The sequence below is a fragment of the Providencia sp. genome, from assembly GCF_040396775.1.
Taxonomy (GTDB): domain Bacteria; phylum Pseudomonadota; class Gammaproteobacteria; order Enterobacterales; family Enterobacteriaceae; genus Providencia.
On record NZ_JBEBNT010000001.1, the window covers coordinates 441,178 to 466,586 of the forward strand.

At 37.9% G+C, this 25,409-nt stretch carries 25 protein-coding genes; 8 read left to right on the forward strand and 17 right to left on the reverse strand.

Going from position 1 to position 25,409, the window contains the following annotated elements; genetic code table 11:
* Positions 1-48: 48 nt before the first annotated feature.
* A complete protein-coding gene (locus tag ABWP91_RS01990; protein ID WP_353241777.1) occupies positions 49-2,649 on the reverse strand; it encodes a YdbH family protein in 2,601 nt (866 codons plus the stop codon).
* A gap of 232 nt (positions 2,650-2,881) precedes the next feature.
* Between ABWP91_RS01990 and ABWP91_RS01995 the strand changes: the two genes are divergently transcribed.
* Entirely contained in the window at positions 2,882-3,880 is a 999-nt protein-coding gene (locus tag ABWP91_RS01995; RefSeq protein ID WP_353241778.1) for a 2-hydroxyacid dehydrogenase, read from the forward strand.
* Between the two features lie 15 nt (positions 3,881-3,895).
* Positions 3,896-4,333, forward strand: a complete 438-nt coding sequence (locus tag ABWP91_RS02000; RefSeq protein ID WP_353241779.1) for an META domain-containing protein — start codon at positions 3,896-3,898, stop codon at positions 4,331-4,333.
* An 81-nt stretch (positions 4,334-4,414) separates the two neighbouring features.
* On the opposite strand, the gene grxB is transcribed toward ABWP91_RS02000, so the two are convergent.
* Positions 4,415-5,053 (reverse strand): glutaredoxin 2, encoded by a 639-nt coding sequence (grxB, locus tag ABWP91_RS02005; protein WP_353241780.1) that lies wholly within the window; start codon positions 5,051-5,053, stop codon positions 4,415-4,417.
* Positions 5,054-5,231: 178 nt separating this feature from the next.
* Here grxB and ABWP91_RS02010 point away from each other — a divergent pair, with 178 nt between their 5' ends.
* Positions 5,232-5,831 (forward strand): DJ-1/PfpI family protein, encoded by a 600-nt coding sequence (locus ABWP91_RS02010; RefSeq protein WP_353241781.1) that lies wholly within the window; start codon positions 5,232-5,234, stop codon positions 5,829-5,831.
* Between the two features lie 504 nt (positions 5,832-6,335).
* Positions 6,336-6,647 (forward strand): helix-turn-helix domain-containing protein, encoded by a 312-nt coding sequence (locus tag ABWP91_RS02015; RefSeq protein WP_219248307.1) that lies wholly within the window; start codon positions 6,336-6,338, stop codon positions 6,645-6,647.
* A 203-nt stretch (positions 6,648-6,850) separates the two neighbouring features.
* Here the strand turns inward: ABWP91_RS02015 and ABWP91_RS02020 are convergent, their stop codons facing one another.
* The 9 genes from ABWP91_RS02020 to ABWP91_RS02060 form a co-directional block, all read right to left on the reverse strand.
* Positions 6,851-7,846 carry a fimbrial protein gene (locus ABWP91_RS02020; protein WP_353241782.1) on the reverse strand — a complete coding sequence of 332 codons (996 nt, stop codon included), beginning with the start codon at positions 7,844-7,846 and terminating at the stop codon, positions 6,851-6,853.
* A complete protein-coding gene (locus ABWP91_RS02025; RefSeq protein WP_502935783.1) occupies positions 7,837-10,323 on the reverse strand; it encodes a fimbria/pilus outer membrane usher protein in 2,487 nt (828 codons plus the stop codon). Before ABWP91_RS02025 ends, ABWP91_RS02020 begins: the two co-directional genes overlap by 10 nt.
* A gap of 9 nt (positions 10,324-10,332) precedes the next feature.
* Entirely contained in the window at positions 10,333-11,034 is a 702-nt protein-coding gene (locus tag ABWP91_RS02030) for a fimbrial biogenesis chaperone (protein WP_353241784.1), read from the reverse strand.
* 115 nt (positions 11,035-11,149) lie between these two features.
* A complete protein-coding gene (locus ABWP91_RS02035; RefSeq protein ID WP_353241785.1) occupies positions 11,150-11,773 on the reverse strand; it encodes a fimbrial protein in 624 nt (207 codons plus the stop codon).
* A gap of 1,563 nt (positions 11,774-13,336) precedes the next feature.
* Positions 13,337-13,567, reverse strand: coding sequence for a putative hemolysin (locus tag ABWP91_RS02040; protein ID WP_353241786.1), 231 nt, complete (start codon positions 13,565-13,567; stop codon positions 13,337-13,339).
* A 598-nt stretch (positions 13,568-14,165) separates the two neighbouring features.
* Positions 14,166-14,375 (reverse strand): hypothetical protein, encoded by a 210-nt coding sequence (locus ABWP91_RS02045; protein ID WP_353241787.1) that lies wholly within the window; start codon positions 14,373-14,375, stop codon positions 14,166-14,168.
* Between the two features lie 197 nt (positions 14,376-14,572).
* Positions 14,573-14,695, reverse strand: a complete 123-nt coding sequence (locus ABWP91_RS02050) for a hypothetical protein (protein WP_353241788.1) — start codon at positions 14,693-14,695, stop codon at positions 14,573-14,575.
* Positions 14,696-14,746: 51 nt separating this feature from the next.
* On the reverse strand, positions 14,747-15,166 hold the full coding sequence (locus tag ABWP91_RS02055) for a hypothetical protein (RefSeq protein ID WP_353241789.1): 420 nt from the start codon (positions 15,164-15,166) through the stop codon (positions 14,747-14,749).
* Positions 15,167-15,284: 118 nt separating this feature from the next.
* Positions 15,285-15,497 (reverse strand): AAA family ATPase, encoded by a 213-nt coding sequence (locus tag ABWP91_RS02060; RefSeq protein WP_353241790.1) that lies wholly within the window; start codon positions 15,495-15,497, stop codon positions 15,285-15,287.
* Positions 15,498-16,190: 693 nt separating this feature from the next.
* On the opposite strand from ABWP91_RS02060, the gene ABWP91_RS02065 reads away from it, so the two are divergent.
* Positions 16,191-16,937, forward strand: coding sequence for an SDR family oxidoreductase (locus tag ABWP91_RS02065; protein ID WP_353241791.1), 747 nt, complete (start codon positions 16,191-16,193; stop codon positions 16,935-16,937).
* A gap of 35 nt (positions 16,938-16,972) precedes the next feature.
* Here the strand turns inward: ABWP91_RS02065 and ycgN are convergent, their stop codons facing one another.
* The 4 genes from ycgN to ABWP91_RS02085 are packed head-to-tail and all read right to left on the reverse strand — an operon-like array spanning position 16,973 to position 19,516.
* Complete coding sequence (gene ycgN / locus ABWP91_RS02070) at positions 16,973-17,413, reverse strand: cysteine cluster protein YcgN (protein ID WP_353241792.1); 441 nt, start codon at positions 17,411-17,413, stop codon at positions 16,973-16,975.
* A gap of 20 nt (positions 17,414-17,433) precedes the next feature.
* Positions 17,434-18,090 (reverse strand): fumarylacetoacetate hydrolase family protein, encoded by a 657-nt coding sequence (locus tag ABWP91_RS02075; RefSeq protein WP_353241793.1) that lies wholly within the window; start codon positions 18,088-18,090, stop codon positions 17,434-17,436.
* A 20-nt stretch (positions 18,091-18,110) separates the two neighbouring features.
* Positions 18,111-19,199 carry a lytic murein transglycosylase gene (locus tag ABWP91_RS02080; RefSeq protein ID WP_353241794.1) on the reverse strand — a complete coding sequence of 363 codons (1,089 nt, stop codon included), beginning with the start codon at positions 19,197-19,199 and terminating at the stop codon, positions 18,111-18,113.
* A gap of 47 nt (positions 19,200-19,246) precedes the next feature.
* Positions 19,247-19,516: a YcgL domain-containing protein gene (locus ABWP91_RS02085; protein WP_353241795.1), complete on the reverse strand. Its 270-nt coding sequence runs from the start codon at positions 19,514-19,516 to the stop codon at positions 19,247-19,249.
* A gap of 129 nt (positions 19,517-19,645) precedes the next feature.
* On the opposite strand from ABWP91_RS02085, the gene minC reads away from it, so the two are divergent.
* The 3 genes from minC to minE are packed head-to-tail and all read left to right on the forward strand — an operon-like array spanning position 19,646 to position 21,474.
* Positions 19,646-20,347 (forward strand): septum site-determining protein MinC, encoded by a 702-nt coding sequence (minC, locus tag ABWP91_RS02090; RefSeq protein ID WP_353241796.1) that lies wholly within the window; start codon positions 19,646-19,648, stop codon positions 20,345-20,347.
* A gap of 23 nt (positions 20,348-20,370) precedes the next feature.
* On the forward strand, positions 20,371-21,186 hold the full coding sequence (minD, locus tag ABWP91_RS02095; RefSeq protein WP_206084204.1) for a septum site-determining protein MinD: 816 nt from the start codon (positions 20,371-20,373) through the stop codon (positions 21,184-21,186).
* A gap of 3 nt (positions 21,187-21,189) precedes the next feature.
* Positions 21,190-21,474 (forward strand): cell division topological specificity factor MinE, encoded by a 285-nt coding sequence (gene minE, locus ABWP91_RS02100; RefSeq protein WP_206084203.1) that lies wholly within the window; start codon positions 21,190-21,192, stop codon positions 21,472-21,474.
* A 95-nt stretch (positions 21,475-21,569) separates the two neighbouring features.
* Here minE and ABWP91_RS02105 read toward each other — a convergent pair whose 3' ends face one another.
* Together ABWP91_RS02105 and ABWP91_RS02110 are read right to left on the reverse strand one after the other, a co-directional pair.
* A complete protein-coding gene (locus ABWP91_RS02105) occupies positions 21,570-22,346 on the reverse strand; it encodes an energy transducer TonB (protein WP_353241797.1) in 777 nt (258 codons plus the stop codon).
* Positions 22,347-22,396: 50 nt separating this feature from the next.
* Positions 22,397-25,408: a TonB-dependent receptor domain-containing protein gene (locus ABWP91_RS02110; RefSeq protein WP_353241798.1), complete on the reverse strand. Its 3,012-nt coding sequence runs from the start codon at positions 25,406-25,408 to the stop codon at positions 22,397-22,399.
* Position 25,409: the final 1 nt, after the last annotated feature.

Below are 25,409 nucleotides of genomic sequence, written 5' to 3' on the forward strand. Positions count from 1 at the left end.
TGACCACAGCACTTGCTTTTAATGTACCCACATTATTCCTTAGAACCTTCATAGATTCTTTTCTAGCCATTCTTCTAAAGAGCTACCGAATCGTAAACTACGCCACAACTGAAAGATATTTTCTTCATGTTGATAGTTTAAATGCACTTCGCGTTTTTTCTTCTCTTGGGCATTAACCCCTTCCAAGACCGTTTTCATAGTCAGTTGCCCTAAATTGGTAATATTCACATCAGTACGGCTACGTTTTATTTCCAAATACTGTAACCAACCAATAGCTGAACCTGCTGAAATATTATCTTTCTGTATAGATTCCACAAATTGGGTATCTAATCGCAGTGTCAAAGGACCACTGTTTTCCACCCACCCTTGTTTGACTATCCACTCTGGATTATTCAAATAAAACGGAAGTTCACCATTTACTTTACCTGAAACGGCAAATTGAGATACTTTCAGTATGGTAAATAATTGGCTCAGTTCAATTTGATGTAATCGTATTGTTGATGCATCCGTTTGCGGCCAACGCAATAAGTCCATAGAGACATCTCCACCCAACATTTTAAATCCAACGTTCGAGAGCTTCAGTGGTGTCGCATCTGTGGGTGGGTAGGTTCCAACTAGGTCTGCTTTAATATCCGTCAGCTCAAAGAGATTATTAAGCTTTTTAATTCGCAACTCTACAGGAGATTTCTCCCCAAAAGTCCATGTACTTTGTTTCAAACGCCATGGCAATGCAAAATCCAAACCAGCTAACTCACCATCCTTTAGCCAAAGGCTTGTATTTTCAACACGCCAGTGCCCTCCTGCGATAAACCCATCTTCTGGGGTAATTGAAAACGCCGCCTGTGAGAATAGTTTGCCTTGTTTTAGTTCGAGCCCTAGATCAGCAGGTATTAATGTTTGAAAAGCAGTGACTGACTGTTCGGGCCAACGCCCCTCTCCTCTAAGCCGCTCACCATCCCAACGCCCAAAAATAACAATTGGCCCCACGTCTTGTGTGCTTAAATCACCTTTTAATTGAAATTCAGCAGGTGACTTCCCTTTAATATCCACATTCACAGTTATTTTAGGTAAATAACTGTCGGCTCCAAACTGCATTCGATTGCTGGTTAATTGCCATGTGCCATTAAAGCTAGCTTTTGCCTTATCTCTTTGCCACTGTAATGGCTTTGTGAGCTTTAGGCGCGGGGCACTCATCGATAACAAACCATATTTAATTTGACTGAAGCCTGTTGTCAGGTTATTTAAGGTAATCAATGAGTCTTGCCAGCTGCCATTACCCTTAATATCCCAGAGTGCATCTAATGCCGGTAGCTTGGCATTTCCCCAGTAATTCCAAAACCATTTACCATTATCTAAGGTAAATTTATTGGCTTTACCATCAAGGTGGATATCAAAGTTCCCCCAGTATTGCTCTTGCACTTTTAATATTGCTTGCAGCCTTCCAGATATACCCTCTTCACTTAATGACGTTCCTGCTAAGGGCAAACGGATCTCTTTTAGCAAAATTGTCGGAGATGCACGGCCATAAGCTCTTAATAATGCCCCTGATAAGAAAGAAACTTTAGGCGATGTTAATTGCCCTGAAAGTTTCGCAGGCAAATTAATATCAAGTACCATATCGTCATATTTAACTTGCCCATTTAACTTAAAATTAATATCTGTATTTAATAAATCAAGATGCGTTTCTGGTAATGTTAAAACAATATTTCCTTTACCTTTCTTGGCCTGCGTCAACATGTTCAAACGACCAGAAAAAACCATATCGCCTAATGGTTGATTCCAATTTTCAATTTGAAAGCTGACACCACCTGCAACTGGGATCCCCGCATCTTCCCATTGCCACTTTCCTTGCGAAACGGCAAATGTTGATGCAGATAATGCCCATGGAAGATTAAGCAACGTTTTTTGCGAACCTATATCCGTGACAATTAGTGCACCTTTATCATCCAGCCACGCTAATTTTGCTTGTAGGTATGTTTCAGGGTTTAATAATTTAAAGTTTGCCGCCAACACTCCTTTTTGGGGCAATTGACTTGTAATCAGTGGTAATTGGACATCACCTGTTAATGTTACTGTTTGCTGTTGCTCTGGTAAGAACGCAGAAAATTCGCTGATTACAAGCTGTATATCTTTAGTAATTAACGAGGATAGCCTTAGATTATCACCTCTAAAATCAAACTGTAGGGGCGTATTTTTATCTGTCCGACGTAACCAAATACTTCCTTGATAGTCATTCCATGGTTGAATATTTATATTCTTTATCACCAACGAAAATAGCGGGATATTGTCTATCAACTCAGCAATATTCAGTGGCTCACTTGAATTATCTTGCTCAGCTTCAAGTGCGCTTACACATTCGGTAGTAACATTGGCATTATCAACATTCAAATGGAGTGGGAAAATGGAAAGGCGCGCATCACTTAATTCAACAAGTTTGCAATTCTTTGCAGTTAAACTGAGCTCAGATAGACGCAATTGTCCCTGAATGATCCTAGGTTCCGAAAACGATAATTTAAGTGGTTTTGGTAAGTAATGGCTGGCAACAACAGGAAGCCAGCGTGCAATTGTTATCCATAATATCGCTAAGAGAACAGCACTTCCTCCAAAAAACCAGAGTAAAATTTTGCCTGCTCTTTTAAATACCTGCATCAACTGCATCCTTGTGCGATTAGCTCTATACCATTATTGTTGAATTTTAATTCAATTTTTACATTAACCTGTTGTCTAAAAAGCATAAACCATATTCAGGCGTAAACAGATACCTATTTTCTTAATTTCTAGGTGATTTACAAACTTAATTGCCTTATTCTGAGTTTATCTTTTGTAGGTACACCATTTTACCTACTATTTTTATTGGTTCCTAAAAATTGGAGTCTCTTCAATGAAAATTGTTTCTTATAGTACCAAACAGTATGACCGCAAGCACATGGAGCAAGTTAATCAAGGCTCAGAATTTAATTTTAGTATTGAGTACTTTGATTTTCCATTAACTGTTCAAACCGCCAAAAATGCCGTGGGAGCAGATGCGGTTTGTATTTTTGTCAATGATGAAGCGAATCGTGCTGTTTTGGAAGAACTTGCGGCTTTAAATATTCGTATTTTAGCGTTGCGCTGTGCTGGGTTTAATAATGTTGATCTTGACGCTGCAAAAGAGCTTGGAATTCACGTTGTTCGTGTTCCCGCTTATTCGCCAGAAGCAGTTGCTGAACATGCTGTAGGAATGATGTTATGCCTAAACCGCCGGATCCACCGAGCTTACCAACGAACCCGAGATGCAAACTTTTCACTCGAGGGTTTAACTGGCTTTAACATGCATAATCGTACCGCAGGGATCATCGGAACAGGCAAAATCGGGCAAGCGACTTTACGTATCTTAAAAGGTTTTGGTATGCGCCTACTTGCGCACGATCCATACCCTAATCAGGCGGTTTTAGACCTTGGTGCAGAATATGTCGATCTAGATACTTTATACGAACAATCAGACGTTATATCTCTTCATTGCCCCTTAACACCTGAAAATCATCATTTACTCGATGAGGGTGCTTTTAACAAGATGAAAAAAGGTGTCATGATCATCAACACTAGTCGAGGAGCTTTGGTTGACTCTGTCGCCGCAATTAACGCATTAAAATCACAAAAAATTGGTTCACTCGGTATGGATGTTTATGAAAATGAACGTGATTTATTTTTTGAAGATAAATCTAATGATGTGATTCAAGATGACGTGTTTCGTCGCCTTTCATCTTGCCACAATGTGTTATTTACAGGCCACCAAGCATTTTTAACGGAAGAAGCTTTAACTAGTATTAGTCAAACAACACTTAGCAATATCGACCAGGTTAGCCATGGCAAAGCCTGCCCGAATATTGTTAGTGCTTAATTGAGCATTGGATTGATGAAACGTTTAATTCCACTGACCTTATTGGGCTTATTATTAGCCGCTTGCCAAACACATCAAGTTGATGCGAAGAACGACGACAAAGCAATTCAAGATGCTTTAGTTCACCATCGTTATGTTTTAATTGAAGTTGATGGCAAACCCATTAAAGCGAAACAAACTGTTCCTTATATCGCTTTTGGCGAAAAGATGTTTGTATCTGCATCAATGTGCAATGACTTTAATGGATTGGGCAATGTTAATAATGCCAAGATTACCGTTAAAAACTTAAATAAGACTGAACTTGAATGTGTTGATGAAGATTTGTCTAGATGGGATTCGATGCTAAAGCGCATGCTTGCAGAAGGTGCGACTATTAATTTAAAGAATAACCAATTGGTCTTAATTCAAGGGCATTATAAATTAGTGTATTCCCTACGTGATTACGTCAATTAGCCTAACACTCTAGATACAAAACCGTACTCATTAATTAGCTTCAAATGAGTACGGTTTTCATAGACATGCATTCATTCGATTCTACTTTGCCTTATCAAACAATAAATCCACTTTTGCCCTATGTGACATTTTATCCATATAATTATGAATATTGCTGCTAAACGCTAGCCCAACAACAATACTCAAGCTACGTAATGTAGGAAAGATATAAAAATCGTTTATATCAATAACCTCCCTACGGTTTTCTAGCCAGACATCCAATAATGACATTTGAGGGGCGAGCTCAACTAACAAAGTGTGCGTTTCTTTGCGTAATTCCGCAAGGTCACCATAGGATTTCGAGGTTCTCTCTTTATATGCATTTCTTGCTTCATTTGTGCTTATTTCAGGAAAATCAGTTTCAACAAAACGAGGTGTTACTAATTTATATACGACACCAGATACGGCTTTAGACCAAGTTTCAATTTGTGGTGATAAAGCACCTGCCGCATATTTTTTTTCACTTAGTTGGTCAATATAATGCACGATATCTAAACTTTCAGGTAAATAGCTCCCATCATCTTTTTCTAAGATTGGCAGCATTTTTTTACCGATCATTTTAGTAGGCGTCTCATGGTCATCATCCAATAGAACGATTTGCTCTACTGCGATATTTTTTAAGCCAAAAATCATTCTTGCTCTAACGCAAAATGGGCAGTGCTCATAAATATATAGTTTCATTTTTCACCTCACAGATAGTGATAAACACCTGTAGAACCTTAATAATAGTATATGTTAATACACACATTTGTGATTAGTTTTTGTTTTTTAGGTACATTAGTATTTAGTGCACAAAATCCCAATCGAAAAAATAAGGTTATGGCAAAATAGCTATTTTAAAAACAAGCAACTATTCATTATGCCGATAAATAATATTGCTATTATCCTGTTCGAGCAGTTTGAAACCCTTGATGTGATGGGGCCTGTTGAGGTCTTTGGCCGCTTAGAAAACTGTCAAATAAATTTTATTTCACCTAATGGCGCGGCTATGACCAGCTCTCAAGGCGTCACCCTCAATACTCACGCAGTATCGGTTCCTACCTACCAACACATTTTAATCCCTGGAGGCCAAGGCACTCGCCCTCTTTCTATGGATGCGGATTATATCCGGTGGGTAAAAATGCAGTTTGAATATGCTGATACGGCTATTTCTGTCTGTACGGGAGCGGCTCTACTAGCAAAAACCTCATTATTAAATGGGTTACAAGCAACGACGAACAAGCTTGCTTATGATTGGGTGACTTCATTAAATCAATCTGTTCTATGGCAACCGTCTGCTCGTTGGGTACATGATGGTAAGTTTTATACATCATCAGGAATTAGTGCAGGTATTGATATGTCTCTACAAATCGTAAGTGACTTTTATGATGATGAAATAGCTAAGAACATTGCATTAAGAATGGAATATTTATGGAATCAAGACGCTAGTAATGATCCTTTTGCAAAAATCATCATATAAGATGTCTTTTGGTTTTGATATTCTGCCTTACCTAGCATTTATCAAATTATGTTATTTTCTAATAAATATAATCAATTTTTAATTATCCAGATTAGACATTAATGACCAAACTATTAACAATGAATTATCCAAGCATTAACTTATTTAAAAATCAGTCAATTTTAATTATCTTAAAGCAGCTGTAATACATTGGTTTTAATGATTTATTTTTATATTAATTTCATTTTGAAACATTCAATTTGAATTACAAATATAATAAATTGATATCACTAATATTATTATTTTTCTTGATTATGTTAACGAAAAAAGTGAATGCCAAATTTTAATGTCATTATATATTCCACACTAAAAATAATGACTTTAGTTATTTTATTATAAATAGGGAGTTTTATCATAATTATGAACATTAAAACTTTTAAACCATGTTGTTTTTTAATATAATCTAGTATGTAAATAAAAAACAACCATCAAATAATAACCCTTCATGTAAATTGAGGATGTCATATGGACATTCATAGTATCATCGGTATAAAAATAAAAAACCGGAGAAAAGAACTTGGTCTTTCTGGCGCCGACTTAGCTAATAAATTAAATTTAAGTCAGCAGCAAATATCTCGCTATGAGAATGGCATAAATAAAATACCAATTAATCACTTAGTTGATATTGCTGAAGTACTGGATTGCCCTATCGAATGGTTTTTTCACGGTTATGCAAATAGTGCAACATTAAATAAAAACAAACTATCTAATGAAGCCAATCAAGAGTTAAAATATGCAGCAGAGAGCGTTATTGCTCCAACTAAAAACCGCCCCTAACAAAGTTTATCATTAGAAAATCCAGTAACTATAAAAATAACATGGATACCACAGGTACTATGTTATTTTTTATGTTTCTATTTAAGATAAAAAAGCCAATCGTTATATAACGATTGGCTTTTTACAACACTAACTTATGTTAATAAAAATATATTAACCACTGGTTTTATTTTTAATGATAATATCAATGGAAATTATATATCTTAATCATAATTGATATTAAATACCATTTTTGAATTTACTTCTCCGGCAGAAATTGAGCTACCATATTGGTAATAACGCGCCTTATAATTTAAATCAAGATACTTTGTTTGCCGGTCTGATAAAACACCCACTTTAAATTGATCATTGAATATAACTGGCCTATCTGTTTTACGCTCTAAAACTTGTATCCCTACTCCAGCAGCTCCATTTGATGCCTTAATTTGATTGACCAAAACACCTTGCCTATTATTCATTTTATTAGGTATGTCACCCTTAAACGTCATATTCACATTTGCAAAGCCAGAGTAGCTAACCCCACCACTACAAATCAATCTAATATCAAAGTTTTTTTCACCTGCAGTTGTACCAACACCATTGAGCTGGGAACGCTTAATTGGATCCAAATAAACATTTTTTTCATTCCCACCCTCTACTTGGCAAGAAGGAGAAACTATAGTAATTGCTTCAGCATCTAACTTTGTCACTAAAAATGGATCGTTATTAGGGATATACCCATAAGATGTATAGTAACCACTCGCAATAACACCAGATCCCGTAACAGGGGCAGTTTTCACTAAAGTTAAAATAAATTTTGACCCAGCTAAATAGTAGTTATTGTTTTTTGGTGCATAAAATACATCTGGGTATGTCATTCTTACCGCACCTTCACGGTGAAATTTCATCCCAATACCAGGAACATTTGTCTGATAAATTTTATTCCCGACAGGAACTAGTGTCGACATTATTACTTGCGCTGTAATCGCTGAATTCCGAGTACAGTAAGCATAAATGGCATTTGAGTTTTCCCTCATATCCCACGTTTGCTCAGCAATCGTATCCCCAACATTTAGATTGGGATCCACCACGACCCGCCCCATTTGCATGTTAAGCACATATGTAGGAGTTGAAGTACGATTACAATACGCAGAAGCATAGCTTGCAGTAAGAAACAATCCAATTCCGATATACAAGCGATATTGTTTCGTTATTGACATAAACTTTCCTTGCTGTTTCCAGCTTCTAAAGAGAATGAGCACTGCCCATTTTCCCATTTAATGAATGCTTCTTTCGCGGTTTCACTGCTAATAAACACGGTTCCACCTTGCCCAACAATCCCAATTGACTCGCCATTTTTATCTGTTACATTCGCGCCGAATGGTAATGATTTGTTGCCTGGTCTTACGACATTAAACGCAACGTTTTTTTCGACTTTTGTGCCAAATTTCACTTTAACTATGCTGCCTTCATAAGGCACAACTTGCGTTGTCGTATTTTCAAAAACAATGTCTTCTGGACTCCCTTTAGGGTCAATTTCAACATTATTAATACGATAAGCTCTTACATAAGGTGCAATAGCATAACCATTACTGTCTACACGTGTTCCTGGTGCCCCCATAATGGATGCGCCTTCAGCACCTTTAGCTTCAATTAACGCTAATGTCGTTGAGCTGTTCGGTGTCAATGTCACACCGCCCGAGTGCACCAGCATAGAGCCATTAGCACCTAATCCAAACTGGCGGTATCCCTGGCCTTGGCTATAGTTAGCGCTGGTATTTACTAACGAAGAACGGTATCCCGTATTCAAACCAATATTTTTCTCACCGCCATTTGCAACAGAAGTATTTACACCGTAAGTCCAGTTATTCTCTTTATCAAACGCCCCACTCGCACCGACTTGAGTTGAACCAAATTTTTCGTTGTTGAATATTGTATTTGACGTCAAGGTTGCACTCTGACTTTCGCCAAAATACAGTGGATAACTCAGGTTTAAACTTATACGGTCGTCTTTTTTATTATTATTCGTATTATTTGCATAAACTCTCATCAGCGCGATACCGTATGAGAGACGGTCATAGTTATTGTTATAACTCAGTTGATATTGCTCTTCAGTTCCTGATTTATCCCAATAATTAGAAATACGGCCAGTAAAATAAATACCGCCATACCCTTCTGGTAAGTTTTGATTTATTGTATAGCTAAAGCCATTCTTTTCACGACCCAGCGTATTTGCTACGCCACGTTTATCATTATCTATTGCATACAACGCATTATTAATATTGTAATAATCTTTTGTTGAATACCGATAAGCCGCTAATACTAAGTTAGTATCTGTTTGCGTGAACAAACGGCTAAATGTCAAACGATAACTTTGCCCATTATCCGTTTTATATTTAAATGCAGTTCTTGATTGCGTTAAATCTACTGCAACTGCACCAAATCCAGTATTAATACCCGTTCCGACTAAATAAGCTTGGTAATCATCAAATGCTGTTACGCCGCCATAAAGCGTAAATGTATTATTCAAACCATGCTGAATAGTACCTTGCATAATCAAGGGACGATTTCTCAATCCATCAGCATCTGCTTTACCGCTAGCGACTTGGTATCGAGTGAAACCTGGGCGTAATAATTGTGCTAACGATGAATATGGCACACTGAATGTTGTTTCATTACCATCAGCTTCTTTCACTGTTACAACCAAATCATTTCCATAACCGGACGGATAGACGTCCGTTAAGCTAAAAGGGCCTGGAGAAACAGTTGTTTGGTAAATAATGGAACCATTTTGCCTGACTGTTACTAAAGCATTACTCTGCGCGATGCCTCTGATCTCTGGCGCATATGTTGACGTCCCATCGGGGTACATATTGTCATCTGTCGCCAGTTTTGCACCGCGTAAGCTGATACTATCGAATAGATCGCCATCTGTATAAAACTGACCCGCAGTCGCTTTTGATTTTAACCCTGCAATAGGCTTTTGCAGGTAGGTCTGGTTGCTATTCCAATTTGTACCATCATGGCGCTGCCAATTGAGATTACCAATGTGCTTAAGTAACCAGCCATCAAAGCTTAGACCTGCGTTTAATCCAAGGTACGCACTTGCGTTATTACTTCCCTGAGAGCCACTAGTATGATTATCATAATAGTTAGCCATATAGCCTACATTCAATGCTGGGATCCCTGTCTCCCAAAACTGAGGGGAAACATATCCACGGGAAATACGCTGTTCATATATTTGTGGAACAGAAATATCTAAACGTAATGTCGATGAGTGAAAAGTATCTACGATATCTTTTTCATTGTTCCAATCTTTTAGTGGTAAGCAACTATCACTCTCTTGGCTAAGCGTAGGGTTCAGTTTTTCAGTATTAATGCCAAAGTCGGAAAGCATTGCTGGGGTATAACATACTGCCAGTTGACCATCCTTTTGCTCTTCAAAACTAAGGTCATAGCGGCCCTTCCAGTTGTTATTTGTGTAAACATCAACGGAATATTTCCCAGGGCTGATCCCGGAAGAATTGAAACGTGCCAGGTCAACTTCTTCTTTACTACCTATAATAAAACCACTATTAAACTCATAGGTTGTATCTTCTTCACTCCATGCATAAAAAGTAGGTACCATGCATGCAGTAACAAAGCAGGTCACAGAGAGCGTATTGCTATATTTATTTATTAACTCTCGCTGTTTCATCATATCTTCCTATTTAACGGTAGTTTTCACCGCAATATCTGATCCATAATCATTAATATTATTAATTACGATATTACTTCCTGATCTTACTACTTGTTTTAATTCAACAGTTGTTTGACTTTTTGGTTCTAATAAAACGGTTTTATCATTTAACCCAGATTTACCATCTGTTGAAATCTTTGTAACTGTAATATAGTAAGGAGTTGGATTATCGATAATAATATTCTTGCCACTTGATTTAATAACAAGTTGCTCTGGTGCTAATTCACGGCTACCTAGCCCTGTTGGACGATAAAAGAATTTAAAACGAGAGCGGATCGCTAATTGCAATACATTCTGATTCTCACTTTCCTTACCTTTAGCCATAGGAGGAATGTCTAAAATATTTAACCACCACAAGCTTTCTCTATCCTGAGGAATACTTCCTTTATCCATTAATTTGATTCGTAATGTTTGACCACCTTTGGCCTCTACACGTGAAATTGGCGGTGTAATTTGAAAAGGTGTTTTTATCGTGTCTGGCGTCTCTGAAGCATCACCAGTATCAAGCCATGCTTGTGCAATTGCAGGGCGATCCGCGGTGTTGTTTAATTGCACGGTAATTTCTTTCTCATTTCCAGGGTAAATAAACCGTGTACCATTAACGATAATATTATTAGCAAATGAATGCATACTGAAAATGAAGCAGAATATAAATACTATTGCTTTCATTTAAACCTCAAAAATAAAAGCGGCAGCATACCTACCGCTTATTAAAGTAATGTTTACTTAATATTTAAATAATGTCATAGATATAACACTAGTAAATAATTAACTTACAGATCTCTTATTGGTAAGTGATTTCGTAAGTTGCATAGCTTTTAACTTCACCTGTCGTTACAGTTGTAGGTGTCGAAGTTGCATAACCAACGTAATATTGGAAACGAGCACCGTTCTCAACTTTAGTTACATCACCATCAGCTTTTTTCTGTGTCGGGTTACCAGGGATGATTTTGTCTGATAAGTCTGCTTTATCAGAAGTTGAAAGTGCTAATTGGATGTTGCTAGCGCCAGTAGTTTCAGTATTTGCTAAGTAACCTTCTGAGTTACCAGATGCGCCTTGCAGTAAGTTACCGCCAGTCCAGTTAACGTTTAATAACGTTTTATCGATAGCAGAGCCTGTTCCTTTAGGATCTTTAACATCTGCAGCGATACAGTTAGTTACATCGATAACAAATGGTTTTGCTTTCAGAAGTGCATCTGCACCACCAGCACGAACTTCAGTTAATGAAACCGGTGCTAAGTAAACGCTAGCATCGCTACCTTGACCATCAACAGAAACAGTACAAGAAACGTCAGTTACTTTACCGTGGAAATTAACTTGGCCACCGCCAACGTTTGTGCCAGCTGCATTAGCTGTTGATAAACCGATAATTGTAGTTGCAACAGCAGTCAGTAGTACTTTCTTCATTTTCATTTCCTAATATGAGATTTTTTTCTTACGCTTACAGAACTCATTAAGTTTTTGTTTTATTTAGTAGTAAAAAATGAAAACAAAAATCCTATCGTATAATGAATATACGAATATTATGATTTACGTTTCACTTTGAAACCTTCTGTACTAATGCAAATAAATATGTTTCTTAATTAGTCCTACTTAGAATTAATAATCATATGTTCTATATGATTTCGAAGAGAGGATACAGAATAACTTAAATTTTATTAAATCGTTTTTATCATCGCATATCAAATTATTTGATAGGTGATAACTATTGAAAATGATCTATTGATTGAATCGCCTGATGTGTTATTTTCGCTGATTTACACGTAAAAAGTTCAATTTTTAGATATAAAAGTGATTTATAATAACTTTATAGTGAATATGCAATGAAATATTGTCTTTTTAGGTTTTTTATAAAACATTGTTTTTTGGTTTTTATGGATATAAGTGGCATTTACCTTACATTTAGATACTTTTTGTCGCAAAAAATCGATCTAATACATCATATTTAGAATAGTAAATACATTACAAAACATTAATTTAATTTATATGTTTTTAAGAGAGGGATAAGTTAACTAACGACGATTAAAGAAAAGACAATAGCGAATTATTATGCTTAATCCCATTAAAACGCACAATACGAGTATTCAGGGTTTTTTATATTAATAATTAGCTTTGAACGAGAAAATAGCAATGACTTTCAGATTAAGGAATGATTTAAATCCGATTTAATCTAAATAAAAAAATATAACTGGATATTGAAAAATAAATAATTGGGAAAATGATAATAAAATCGCAATAAAATGCTTTATTCATTCAAACGCACAAACGACTAACTCGTCAAAATAAGAGTGTCATCATTAGAATCAATGTAAAAAAATATTATCATTGTTTTTGATATAGGATAAAAAAACCAATCAGTTCGTGTAAAAAACAAACTGTTCTACATCAATTTTCACATTTTATAACCATATGAAAATCATCATGATTTCTTAAAACGAACAACACGTAAAAAAGGGATATTGACCTTCATTTTTAGCATTAAGAATATTCCTAATTTACACATGTAGTGCGTAAGAGTGTGACCTATCACCTTAAACACATCAAAAAAATGACTTAAAAAGAAACAACTCCCTACCCTAAGCTTTATCATAACGTTCTTAAACATATTCAATGCGCACAATAAGCCCTGTTTTCACCTCTATTACATAACATAAAATAGCCAACTACATTTTAGTATTATTTTTTTAACACAATGAGACAATGACCCATAAAAATATTTTACATCAATAATTTACGATAGTCCGTTCTTCGACAATACCAAAAGCCATATGGATCGATAAAAATCTCGCCACATAAGCACTTAAAGTGTTCTACAAAAATTTATGCTTAATTTAGAATGATTATCGAACAGATAGCGATACTACTGTTATCGGCCGATAACAGAAAAAGGTGAGTAAAAGATGATTTATTTTTAATAAAGGTAAAGCAAAAACCAAATAGGCTTTTGCTTTAGGAGAAAGGCTAGTAAATTTATTGTTGATCTCTACGGTATAAGGCCCATTCTTCTATTTTTTCACCTGAAGGTAATGCACAAATACCTACTTGCCCTTGTGCAGTATCCGTAATTTCAGAGGTCCCGCCTAATTTCTCACAGTAAACTGAAGCTGGATTAGCCATTCCAATAGGTTTTGCCACATTCGTTTCTTTAGCGGTACACCCTACAATTAAAATCAGGGCGGAAAAGGCGAGTAGCTTTTTCATATATATCCTTATTTAGGTTAAGTCGGTTCATTCTATTCTAACCGATTAATCTGAGCAATATCCGATATTCATGTTACGACTCATCATCACAATGCAAACATAACCCACTACCGCTGACATACTTATATTATTGTATTTGGATAAAACCTACCGTTGCATTACAACCATGTTAACTTGTGTGAAAATATTTTTTAGAGGTGTTACAGAGATACAAACAAGAGGAGCACAACAAATAAATCATAACACTTTGTTTTTTATGAAAATAAAAATGACATTTCACGGTATGTGAATTTTATAAAAACGGAATATAACAAAATATAATGATATTGAACCACTTTTTTACAGAATATCATTATTTTATTGGTTATGATAAATGCGAATAACAAATCATGTAAGTTCAGCCCATTTCACCATGGGCTATTTTTTATCACAACATACATCAGGATTAACATCCCAATATTTCTACATTAGCCAGTTAAAATAACACCATGAACCTTACTAGACTGCATATTCATTGGAATTAGTATCCATCGGATATTTATGATTTTAACCCAAAAGCTACAATTAGTTTATATTATGATTAAATTACCGAGCTAAATTATTTCTTCTTACGATTATCAAATATAACAATTAAAACCCCTAAACAAGCAATAACAAAACTCCCTATAATGTAATTTTGTCTATCAAATGCGAGGCCTGCATCCTTTACATTCTCACCGTAGACGATAGGAATACTGACATCCATATTATATGATAAAAAAGCAGTAATGAGCCCAACTATCGTTAAAACGACACCAAACGTTTTCATCCTGTTTCCCTTAAATTACATTAATTTAGGATATGTTAACCAACAACCTAGATAAAAGCAAAGTTTATGCTCGCTATTACCTTTTATTTTTTAACAAAAAATGCGTGAATAGCCAACAATATTACACTCAGTTTTATAACGAAAAATGGGTGATTAAAAACCAGACTGATTATTTAAAAATAACCATAAGTGATTAATTAGAAAGCATAGTTAATCATTAATGCATAATGACTAAATTTTTCTAATACAGGGAACTGTGATGTAGAAAAGAGAATATCCAATAACGCAATTAAATCAAGTTCAGGTAAAGATGCTTCCACTTTAGTACCTATATATTTAAAGATTAAAACGACCACACCTTTATATTAATGTTATGGTTCCATTACCGAAATTTCATTTACACAGCGTTGTTGCCAGATTTTCTGAAAATCCTCTTCAGGTATCATTTCGCCTTCAAAATCAAATAAAGGGAACGATAAGATATTTTCCCCATTATGATCTTTTGCAACTTGAATAATAAATTTTTCATACTGGTATGGCGCTTCATCTTTAAAAGTAAATACTTCACCACACACATTTCCAACGATATTATGAGAAGAATTTTTAGCCGCTGCATATAGTTTCACATTTCTAAACTCAGTGGCTTGCGGTTGATACATAAAATTTGCCACCATCAATTTAGCTTGGGCTGTTATATCCAATTGTGGATTAAGATTAAATGAGACACCAAGCACAAATGCAAATAGCACCAATATTAAAAAGCAAAGCGCGCGAAAGACAGTTGTAATCACAACGATAAGCCATTTGTAAAGAACATCATTAAATCCATCTCCTATCTAAGTCAAGATTAACCTCAATATACCAGCCAATTATGCACCATAACCTTATATACAAACAAAGAGCATTCTATTAATAGCGTTCAAAAACACCATAGTCTGGCCTTTCCCCTCTCATAACTGCGCGTTGTTGCTCATGAACAGCTTCTCTATCTATGCGCTTTTGCTCCGATGTACGCGAGTCTTTATGCTGTTTTGGCCATGTCGGCTTATTTGGTTCAAAAGTTGGCGTTGAAGAACATCCCGAGATAATGCATAAACAAAATAGTGAGCATATAAATTTCATATTTTTTCATTATACCGTAAAAAATGGATAAGGAATTTAGCAAATTTGGCGAACAATAACAATTAAATAAGTATTTATACTTAATGGGAGTGAAATATAAATCTTACTTGGAACAATATTGTAATAAGTGTAAAAATTTGTTAGCTTATTTAACTATATATTTAACTTTAAACAATTTAAGTATATATACGAACACCAAACAAAAGGAGTAAACTCCATGCTAACAAAATACACTCTATTTATCGGATTTTGGTCAATTCTAGCACTGGGTGCTGGAATTATTTATTCCCATATTTAATACACCAGCAAAAATAGATTCATTTATCCATATTTTTAACTAACCGCGTGCCTATCCCCAATAGAAAAAGAGGCACGCATCCTCCCTTTCGGTATCCATTTGTTCATTAACTATAAGACCAGCAGAGATAACTTAAAAACCAAGAAAGGGTCTACCGTACCTACTGCAATAAGCGCTGTTAGGCCCAAAATAGCAATCATATTAAGTCTTCCGTTTAACTAAATTACCATCGAATAAATTTGAAGAATGTTATCAACAGCTATGTATCAACGATAATCCTATTGATAACTTTCCACACGCTTAAATTCCCATTATTAAATTATAAAGCAAGAAACAGAGATTGCCATGTTCTCATGTAGGTTATGGTTTATACACATAAACGAGAGGGCACAAGAATGTTATTAAAAAACAAAGTTGCGATTATCACAGGAGCATCATCTGGTATAGGTAAAGCTATCGCTCTTCTGTTTGCTAAACAGGGTGCATCTGTATGTTTAACCGCAAGGCGCGAAGAAAACCTTCGCAAAGTTGCATGTAAAATACAAAGATATGGTGGTAAGGCCATCTATCATACGGGTGATATCTGTTTAGAAGAGACACATCATTCCATCATCGATAAAACACTTACTGAATTTGGTAGGCTAGATATTGCAATAAACAACGCAGGCTCTGTTGGTACTCTAAAGCCTTTAGCAGACTTTACATTAGAAGAATGGTTACAAGTACAAAATGCAAATATTACCGCTGCATTTATGGGGGCAAAAAGCCAAATCCCTGCCATGATTAAAACAGGTGGTGGATCACTTGTTTTTACATCTAGCTTTGTTGGAACTAGCTGCGTTTTGCCCTATATGACAGCCTATGGCGTAGCAAAAACCGCCTTAATTGCGTTGGCTAAAGGGATCACCGCAGATTATGCGACACAAAATATTCGAGCAAATGCTTTACTGCCTGGGGGAGTAAACACGGATATGGCGGGCGATCAACAGCAAAGAGAGTGGGCGGCTAACCTGCATGCTATGAAAAGGTTGGCTGAACCTGAAGAAATCGCTTCAGCCGCATTATTTTTAGCCAGCCCGATGTCAAGTTTTGTGACAGGAGCTGCGCTGTTTGCAGATGGTGGTAATTCCGCCATTAAATAAAAATAATACAGACTTTCAATGAAAAAATAGAGTCGTTAGCCCCTACCCTTTGGTCTGTTCATGATGTGGTCTTCCCAATCAACCACATCAATTTCCCTGACTGCAATGTGCCGCACAGACACACCTTCATTGTGCATTGAGGCTTTCGAACCTGTTTTTAACGGGTGCCAGGCGGGTAAGGTTTTTCCTTCAAGTAATAAACGATAAGCACATGTCGTTGGTAGCCACTCAAAGGTTTCTAAATTATAACGATTGAGTTTGATGCAATCCGCTTCATATTCAAAGCGGTTCTCATAATGCTTACACTGGCAGGTTTTTAAATTTAATTGGTTGCAAGCCACATTGGTGAAATAGATTTCATCAGTATCTTCATCCATTAATTTATGTAAGCAGCACTGCCCACACCCATCGCACAAAGATTCCCATTCATCATCTGTCATTTCATCTAGTGTCTTAACCTGCCAGAACTGCGACATAATACTTATTAATCCTATACTTAAATAACTCGAGTGGTCAGCGAGTGGTCATTAATCGATAGCTTTAACATATCACCAGAGGCCAATGGACCGACACCTTCTGGGGTTCCCGTCAAAATGACATCCCCTGCACGCAATGTGAAGAAGCGGGACATATAGCTAATTAGAGGTAAAATCGGGGTGATCATATCACGCGTTGAACCTTCTTGGCGAATTTCCCCATTGATCTCCAGTGATAGCTGAATATTCTGCAATTCACTTGGATTATTGACAGGAATAAACCCTGAAATTGGGCATGAGCCATCAAACGCTTTGCTTTTTTCCCACGGTTGACCTGCTTTCTTAAATTTTGCCTGTAAATCACGCAATGTTAAGTCCAGCGCAACAGCATAACCAGCGATAGCGCGGGAAACACGGTCTTCATCCGCATTTTTTAACGGCATACCAATCAAGATTGCCATTTCGACTTCATGGTGAACCTCGCCCAAATCTTTTGGAATAACAATTGATTGAGTGATATCACAAAGTGCGGTTTCAGGTTTGATAAAAATAACAGGCTCTTCGGGTACTGCTGAGCCCATCTCTTTGATATGCTTGGCATAGTTACTACCTACACAAACAACTTTGTTTGCTGGAAAATCAAGTAAAGCACCTTGCCAGTCACGATGTTGATACATAAGGGTAACTCCTATTATCGTTATTGTATTTTTTGAGCGATGCCATCGGCCATCAAGCTAACACTCAATGCAAAATAGTATGAGCGGTTCCAATGCATGATGGTACGAAAGTTCTCAGTCACTAAAAATGTTCTACCTTCAGGATCATCCGGAATAACAACCCATGTTTTTACATCCGGTGATAATTGTGCAAATGCAGGTAACTTAACCCCTAATTGCTGCCAGTCATTGACGGTTTTACCTTGTTCTGCTTTAACGCCTTCTAGAGCTCGGTTAAAGTCCGCCGGTAAACTGACTTGATAACCCCATGGTAACTGGGATTGCCAACCTTCTGTTGATAAATAATTGGCGATTGATGCGAAAACATCCGCTTTATTATTCCAAATATCCATCTTTCCATCGCCATCACCATCTGCCGCATAAGACAAATAGGATGTTGGCATAAACTGGCTTTGGCCCATCGCACCTGCCCACGAGCCTTTTAATTGCTGGTCTTCAGGAATATAGCCCTTATCCATTATCTCAAGCGCCGCCAGCAATTGCTTGCTAAAAAGCGCTTCACGACGCCCTTCGAAAGATAATGTGGCGAGTGCTGAGATGACGTCTTCCTTACCTTGTGAGCGACCAAACCCGCTTTCCAGTCCCCAAAGGGAAACGATAAATTGCGGTGGAACACCATATTTTTGACTAATTGAATCAAGCAGCGCCTTGTTTTCAATATACTTATCATATCCCGCATTAATACGTGATTGAGGAAGGACATTTTTCAGGTAGCTTGCTAATGTGACCGTGGCTCTTTTTTCTGGCTGCCCTTTATCCGCTTTTACCACTCTTTCGATGAAGTGAATATTGGCGAAACCACGTTCGATAGTAGCGGGCTTGATCCCTTGCGCAATAGCATGTTCTTTCAATAATTCCACATAAGCAGGAAATTGCGAAGCTTCACGTTTCTCAATAGGGAATGCTTTATCAAGTGCAGCAACTTCTTGGATAATTGCCGCATTTTGTTCCGCAGTAATCGGTTGAGTTGCAACCGTTTCATGTTGTTTCGCCGAGCAACTTGCTAAAAGCAAACCAGCGACTAATGTATATAATAACGTTGGTTTCATTCGTATCCTCCAGAACACAAGGCTTTTCAGGTTTTTCTTAAATTGCGTTAAATATTAAGTTCTTTATGTTCTGAAAGTAGGTCCTCCACCGGAGGCGGGAATTGTAAGTAGTAACCAACTTCTTGTAAGTCAGCCTTAACTCGCGCCAAATCAGCATTAGCAAGCTTTTCACGCTTATCTAACGCAATCATCATGGCGAATTGAGGTGTTCCAAATTGGGCTAATAACTCTTCAGGAACGCGTGAAAAATCATCTTTCTTTTCAACATAAAGATAGGTTTGTTCACGCTTAGGGCTTCTATAAATTGCACAAATCATTATATTTAACTCTTTTTCTTAGTTCATTAGCTTGCTTGAAGAATACAGTAACTATAACATGCTATTGTTTTACAGAATATCTTCGCCCGAGGATTGTTTCGGAAATTTTAATTTGCTGAGTCTAGATAGATGCCACAATCGCCAATAGAACTTAAAGGCAGCAGTTTTACTCTTTCAGTTATTCACTTACACAGTGAAGAGCCTAAACTCATCAAAAAAGCGCTGCAAGATAAAGTAAATCAAGCCCCTGATTTCTTTAAAAATGCCCCTGTTGTCATCAATATTGCAGAATTAACTGCACACGCAGATTTATACAGCATTCATAAATCTGTGGTTTCTGTAGGGTTGCGTATTGTTGGAGTTAGTGGGTGTACAGACCCTTTATTGCGCCAAAAAGCCAATGAAGCTGGCTTACCGATATTAAGTGAAGGTAAAAGCCAGAAACCTGTTGAAATTCAGACTGAGGCAAACATTGCCGCAGTCCAAAATGAGCCGGTTTATCGTAAGACTCGAATTATCAATACCCCTGTTCGTTCTGGACAACGTATTTACGCGCCAAATAGTGATCTTATCGTCACAAGTAACGTGAGTGCCGGTGCAGAACTGTTAGCAGATGGTAATATTCATATATATGGTGTGATGCGGGGTCGTGCCTTAGCGGGTGCTTCTGGTGATATTGAAAGTCAGATTTATTGTACGCATTTGCAAGCAGAGTTGGTCTCTATTGCAGGTGAATATTGGCTGAGCGATCAAATCCCTGCTGAATTTCTCGCCAAAGCAGCTAAACTTCGTTTAGTTGATAATAAACTTAACATCGAATATTTAAATTAGACCTTATTTACAAGGAATTATTCATGGCACGCATAATTGTAGTGACTTCTGGTAAAGGTGGTGTTGGTAAAACCACTTCAAGCGCGGCCATAGCAACTGGCCTAGCACAAAAAGGGAAAAAAACCGTCGTAATCGATTTTGATATCGGTCTACGTAACCTTGACCTCATCATGGGGTGTGAACGTCGTGTTGTCTATGACTTCGTCAACGTTATCCAAGGTGATGCCACACTGAATCAGGCCTTAATTAAAGATAAACGCACCGAAAATCTGTTTATTTTACCCGCTTCACAAACGCGCGATAAAGACGCGTTAACCCGTGAAGGTGTTGAAAAAATTCTTGATGAGCTCGGTGACAATCTTGGTTTTGATTTTATCGTCTGCGATTCACCTGCGGGTATTGAAAGCGGTGCGTTGATGGCACTGTATTTTGCTGACGAAGCAATTATTACTACCAACCCAGAAGTGTCTTCAGTTCGTGACTCAGACCGTATTTTAGGCATTTTAGCCTCTAAATCACGTCGTGCAGAAAAAGGCCAAGACCCAATAAAAGAACACCTTCTACTGACACGTTATAACCCGGGGCGTGTTACCCGCGGTGATATGTTAAGTATGGAAGATGTGCTGGAAATCCTTTGCATTCCATTAATTGGAGTTATTCCAGAAGATCAATCTGTCTTGCGCTCATCTAACCAAGGTGAACCTGTTATTTTAGATAAAGAGTCTGAAGCAGGCCAAGCTTACGACGACTGTGTCGCGCGTATTTTAGGTGAAGATCGCCCTATCCGTTTCATTGAAGAAGAGAAGAAAGGCTTCTTAAAACGCCTATTTGGGGGGTAAATAATGGCTTTATTGGATTTCTTTCTGTCGAGAAAAAAGACGACAGCGAATATCGCAAAAGAGCGATTACAAATCATCGTTGCGGAACGCCGCCGTGGTGATAGCGAACCCGCATATCTTGCTGATATGAAACGTGATATTTTGCAAGTCATCTGTAAATATGTTCAAGTTGACCCTGAGATGCTCTCTGTACAGTTTGAACAAAAAGACGATGATATTTCTGTTCTTGAGTTAAACGTCACGCTACCAGAAGGTGACGAAATTAAAACCACAACAACAGAAAAATAATTTGCAAAGAAGCCGCTATGTTGTATGGCGGCTTGCTTTTACGTTAAATATTCCTCCATTCTTTGGCTCCAAGTGCCAACGTTTCCCTATTGGTTTTATTTATCTAGTTTAAAGTGGATCACTAAACTCACTAGCGGAGATACTCCCTCAGGCCTTTCCCCTACCGATTTATACTGCTTTGTCGCATCAAGCACCGCCTTTCCCAATATCTCACTGCGCTCAGATTTAACTATCGTGGCATTCACCAAATCACCTTGTTGCGTAATTTGAAAATGCACCACAACAGCGCCTTGAATTTGCATCGCTCGTGCTCGCCGTGGATATTGTTTATGACGTCCCAATTCATTGCGCACTTTGGCTAAATACGCGAGCCGAATATCCGTAATATCTTCCCCTGCAACTGAATTTTTCTGCGCACCCGCTTCACCGCTAGCGACAGATTCGGCTTTGTTTTCCCCCAATTTTGCTTGTTGTTCTATTTCATCAGTTCTATCTTTTTTTACTTTTCTCTCCGTTTCAATGCGTTTTTTAGGCTCTGTTTTGCGCGGTTTTTCAGGCTTTGCGGGGGTAATTGGCTTTTGAGACGATTGACCGTCTTTGGCTTTCTCGCTGCGCGCTTTTGCCACTTCAATAACGGCCTTATCGACCTCAATAGGCGAATGAATTGCCCCGCCACTGTCCTCAACAATCTCCTCCTCCTTAGCGATATGTTTCTCAATCACTGCTTGGGTCACCGCGATGGCGATAACCGGCGCATTTATTGGCATCATGATTTTGCTCGAATCACTGTGATTCAATAGGTGGTAATACACCAGCCCACCGTGCAGTGCTAAAGAGCCAATTATGGCAAATAGAAAACGTGAATTCGTCATTTTGCATCCCAATAAAAAGCCCCTTATACCGAGGTACAAAGGGCTTACAGTTAGAACTTACTGGTGACACTAAAGCGGAAAGCCCGCCCTGGTGCGGGCATCATGCTGCGCGTTAGTGGGTCGATGTAATATTCATCCAGTAGGTTTGTCGCAATAAACTCCAACGATAGATTTTTATTTACGTGGAAATTCGCGTAAGCATCCGTCGTAAACACCGCATTCCAACGCATTGGGCTGTTATTTAACGGCATAAATTGATATGGGTATTTATCCATAAATTCCGCTTCGTCTTCATTTTTGGCCGTGCTGTGATAACGCATACGGCTACCAACTTCTAATGTTTCATCTAAGAAACGCAGCCCAAAATTGGCATGAATGCTGTATTTCGGCTGTAATTGGGTACGCAAATAACCACCGGGGAAACCTGCGGTTATGCATTCAGAGCCCCCAAATTCATTTTTAGGATCCATCAACATAAAATTGACTTGGTCACACACCTCATTTTTTAAGCGGTAATCAATGCCAATGTCACCAAAAACAGCCCCGTTATCGTAACGGGCAAGTAGCTCTAACCCCGCCGTATTGTGTTTATCAACTTGGGTAAAGTTTAGGTCCATATCCCGATCAAAGGCATTCGCCACTACAGTATTATAGTAATTGACTCGTAAATCGGCGTGGTTTTGTGCATTCAATAGCTCTTGGAAATTACGTACATAACCCAGCTCTATGGTGTGGCTGCGCTCTGGTAAAAATGTGGGGGCAATATAGTTATCCACTGATCCACCAGAAAAACCGACAGTGCTTTCAAAAATACTGGGCATTCTGACCGTTTCTAAATAACGTGCAAAAATACGGTCATTTTCGGTCACATAAATAGTTGCCCCTAATGCAGGTGCCCACGCAGCATCTTCCTTTCTTTTTGGTGGTCTAAACCGTTCGTCACCCGTGAATTTAATTTCATCCCAGCGGTTTTGCGCATCACTTGCCCTGTATTTTAAGGTGGTGAGCTGCGTGACGGGGTCAATAACCGTTTCTTTTAAATCTATTTCACCGTTATAAAAAGGGTTATTTTTACGGGTAAAGCGTTTATTTTCATCCGCCTGCCATTTAACCATTCGCTTTGTTTCTGAGATCCGAAACTCCAAGCCTTTTTTATTGCCTCTTTTTATCCAAAAATCCGCATACGCTAAAGAATGAGCAGGCATACTTAATGCTTCTTCTACAAGTCGTTCTCGAACAACTGATGGGCCATCTCTTACCTCTTCAAAAGTCTGCCCTTTTCTATCAGCGTAGCTCTGGATTTTTTGGTACTCTTCAGGCGTGAGTAAGCGGTATAACCGAAAGTTCCTTGCCGTTTTTTCACTATTTAAGGCAAACCGTTCATCTTTGGCTGCGACTCGCCTTTCTTTTAAGGTATCTTTCGACCAATAGCTGATATATTGCGCCCCTGCATTAAACTTTAACCAATCTGTGGGCTGCCAATCCAACCTAACTGCGCCGTTATATTCCCTGCGCTGGCCTTCCCGTGGAACGGCTCTAAACATGCCTGATTTAGGGGTAGTGCGTGAGCTATAAACATCAACTCGGCTGTCTATACGCTCATCAATTAAATTGCCCATCAATGTTAAGCTAAAGTCTGGGGCAAGCTGGAATTTATTCGAAAGTGAAACACCGTGGCGGTTATTCAGTTGACTTAATTTAATGCCATCGACTAATGTCCCATCAATATTTGAATTTCTTTTTTTATTTAATTTTTTAAGTTCATAAAGCCAATCCCTATCGAAAGGGTCTCGAGGTTGACCTCCCGCTGTATTTGAATTTAAATCTGTTCTTGTTAGCCAATAATTCAAGCGAAAATCGACCCAATTATGTGCTTCAGACTTAAATGCATAATTTGCATAAAGGGTATTTAGGCCCAAATTGGCTAGTGGCCATTGGACTATTTGGCCATCTAGGTCATGGTAGCGAATTTTTGAAGGCATAATTTCACCGTAATGGCTAGTTGTTTGAATGTAACCAAAGGATAAGTCCTGTCCGTTCGGTAGCATAAAGTTTAGCTTTGCTAGCCATGTCGACATTATATTTGATGTATTACTGACTTCAGTATTAGGAGCATAAATTTTTGCAACAAAAGGCATATAAGGATCGACATTTTTATTAAGATATTGGTGTTCAAAAGATACGATATCTTCGTCATATAAATCAGCCCCTCTTCTGCCTGTAAAATAATTTCCTTGGCTGCGAACACTGTACGCCATCGTAACATTAAATTTTTCTTGTCGTGTACCGATAGCAATACGTGCTGCGTTATCCTGTAAATTAAAAAAATTAGTCCTGTCCTTTGAACGAGGCGTAATCAATACTTCGTGATCCTGAAGCATAATTCCACTGAAATGTTTTTGTTCTATTGAGTCAAATAAACGTTTATCGTCACGGTAATCTATACCGTGATTTAATGAGCCGAGTCTTGGCTTAGTGGTATTACTGCTGGTTTCTAATTTAATATCAAAGCCAAATTTGTCGTCAGGGTTGACGACATCATCAATACCTATTGTACTGATTGCAATGCCGCCCCCTGTTGATGTGCGTACATCACGGTCTAATGTTGCGCTTTTCATTACCAAAATACTGCTAATCATATTAGGGTCGATATAATTACGGTTATTCGCCCCGTTATAGCCCCGCCAAACCGTGATTGCTTGCTCTGTACCATCAACAGTTACAGGAACTCGCCCTTGCCCTTGTATCCCACGGACATTCGGGTCTAATGCGCCACTGTTACGTGCATCACCACTGTAAACACCAACAGCATGGTTAATGGTATCCGCGGGGTTGGTGCCTTTATAACGTTCAACTTCCTCTTTACCAATATAGATGTTTGATTCATCTTTATCGTACTGTTCATCCGCCTTTTTTTTATCCCGCTGTTTAATCGTATTGGCTTTGTCATTAACCTGAATGGCACCAATATCTTCACGTAATTGTGCAGATAATACGCTTGGCATACAACATAGGGATAACCCTGTCGCGATATTGATCGCTATGACTGTCTTTACTTTCATT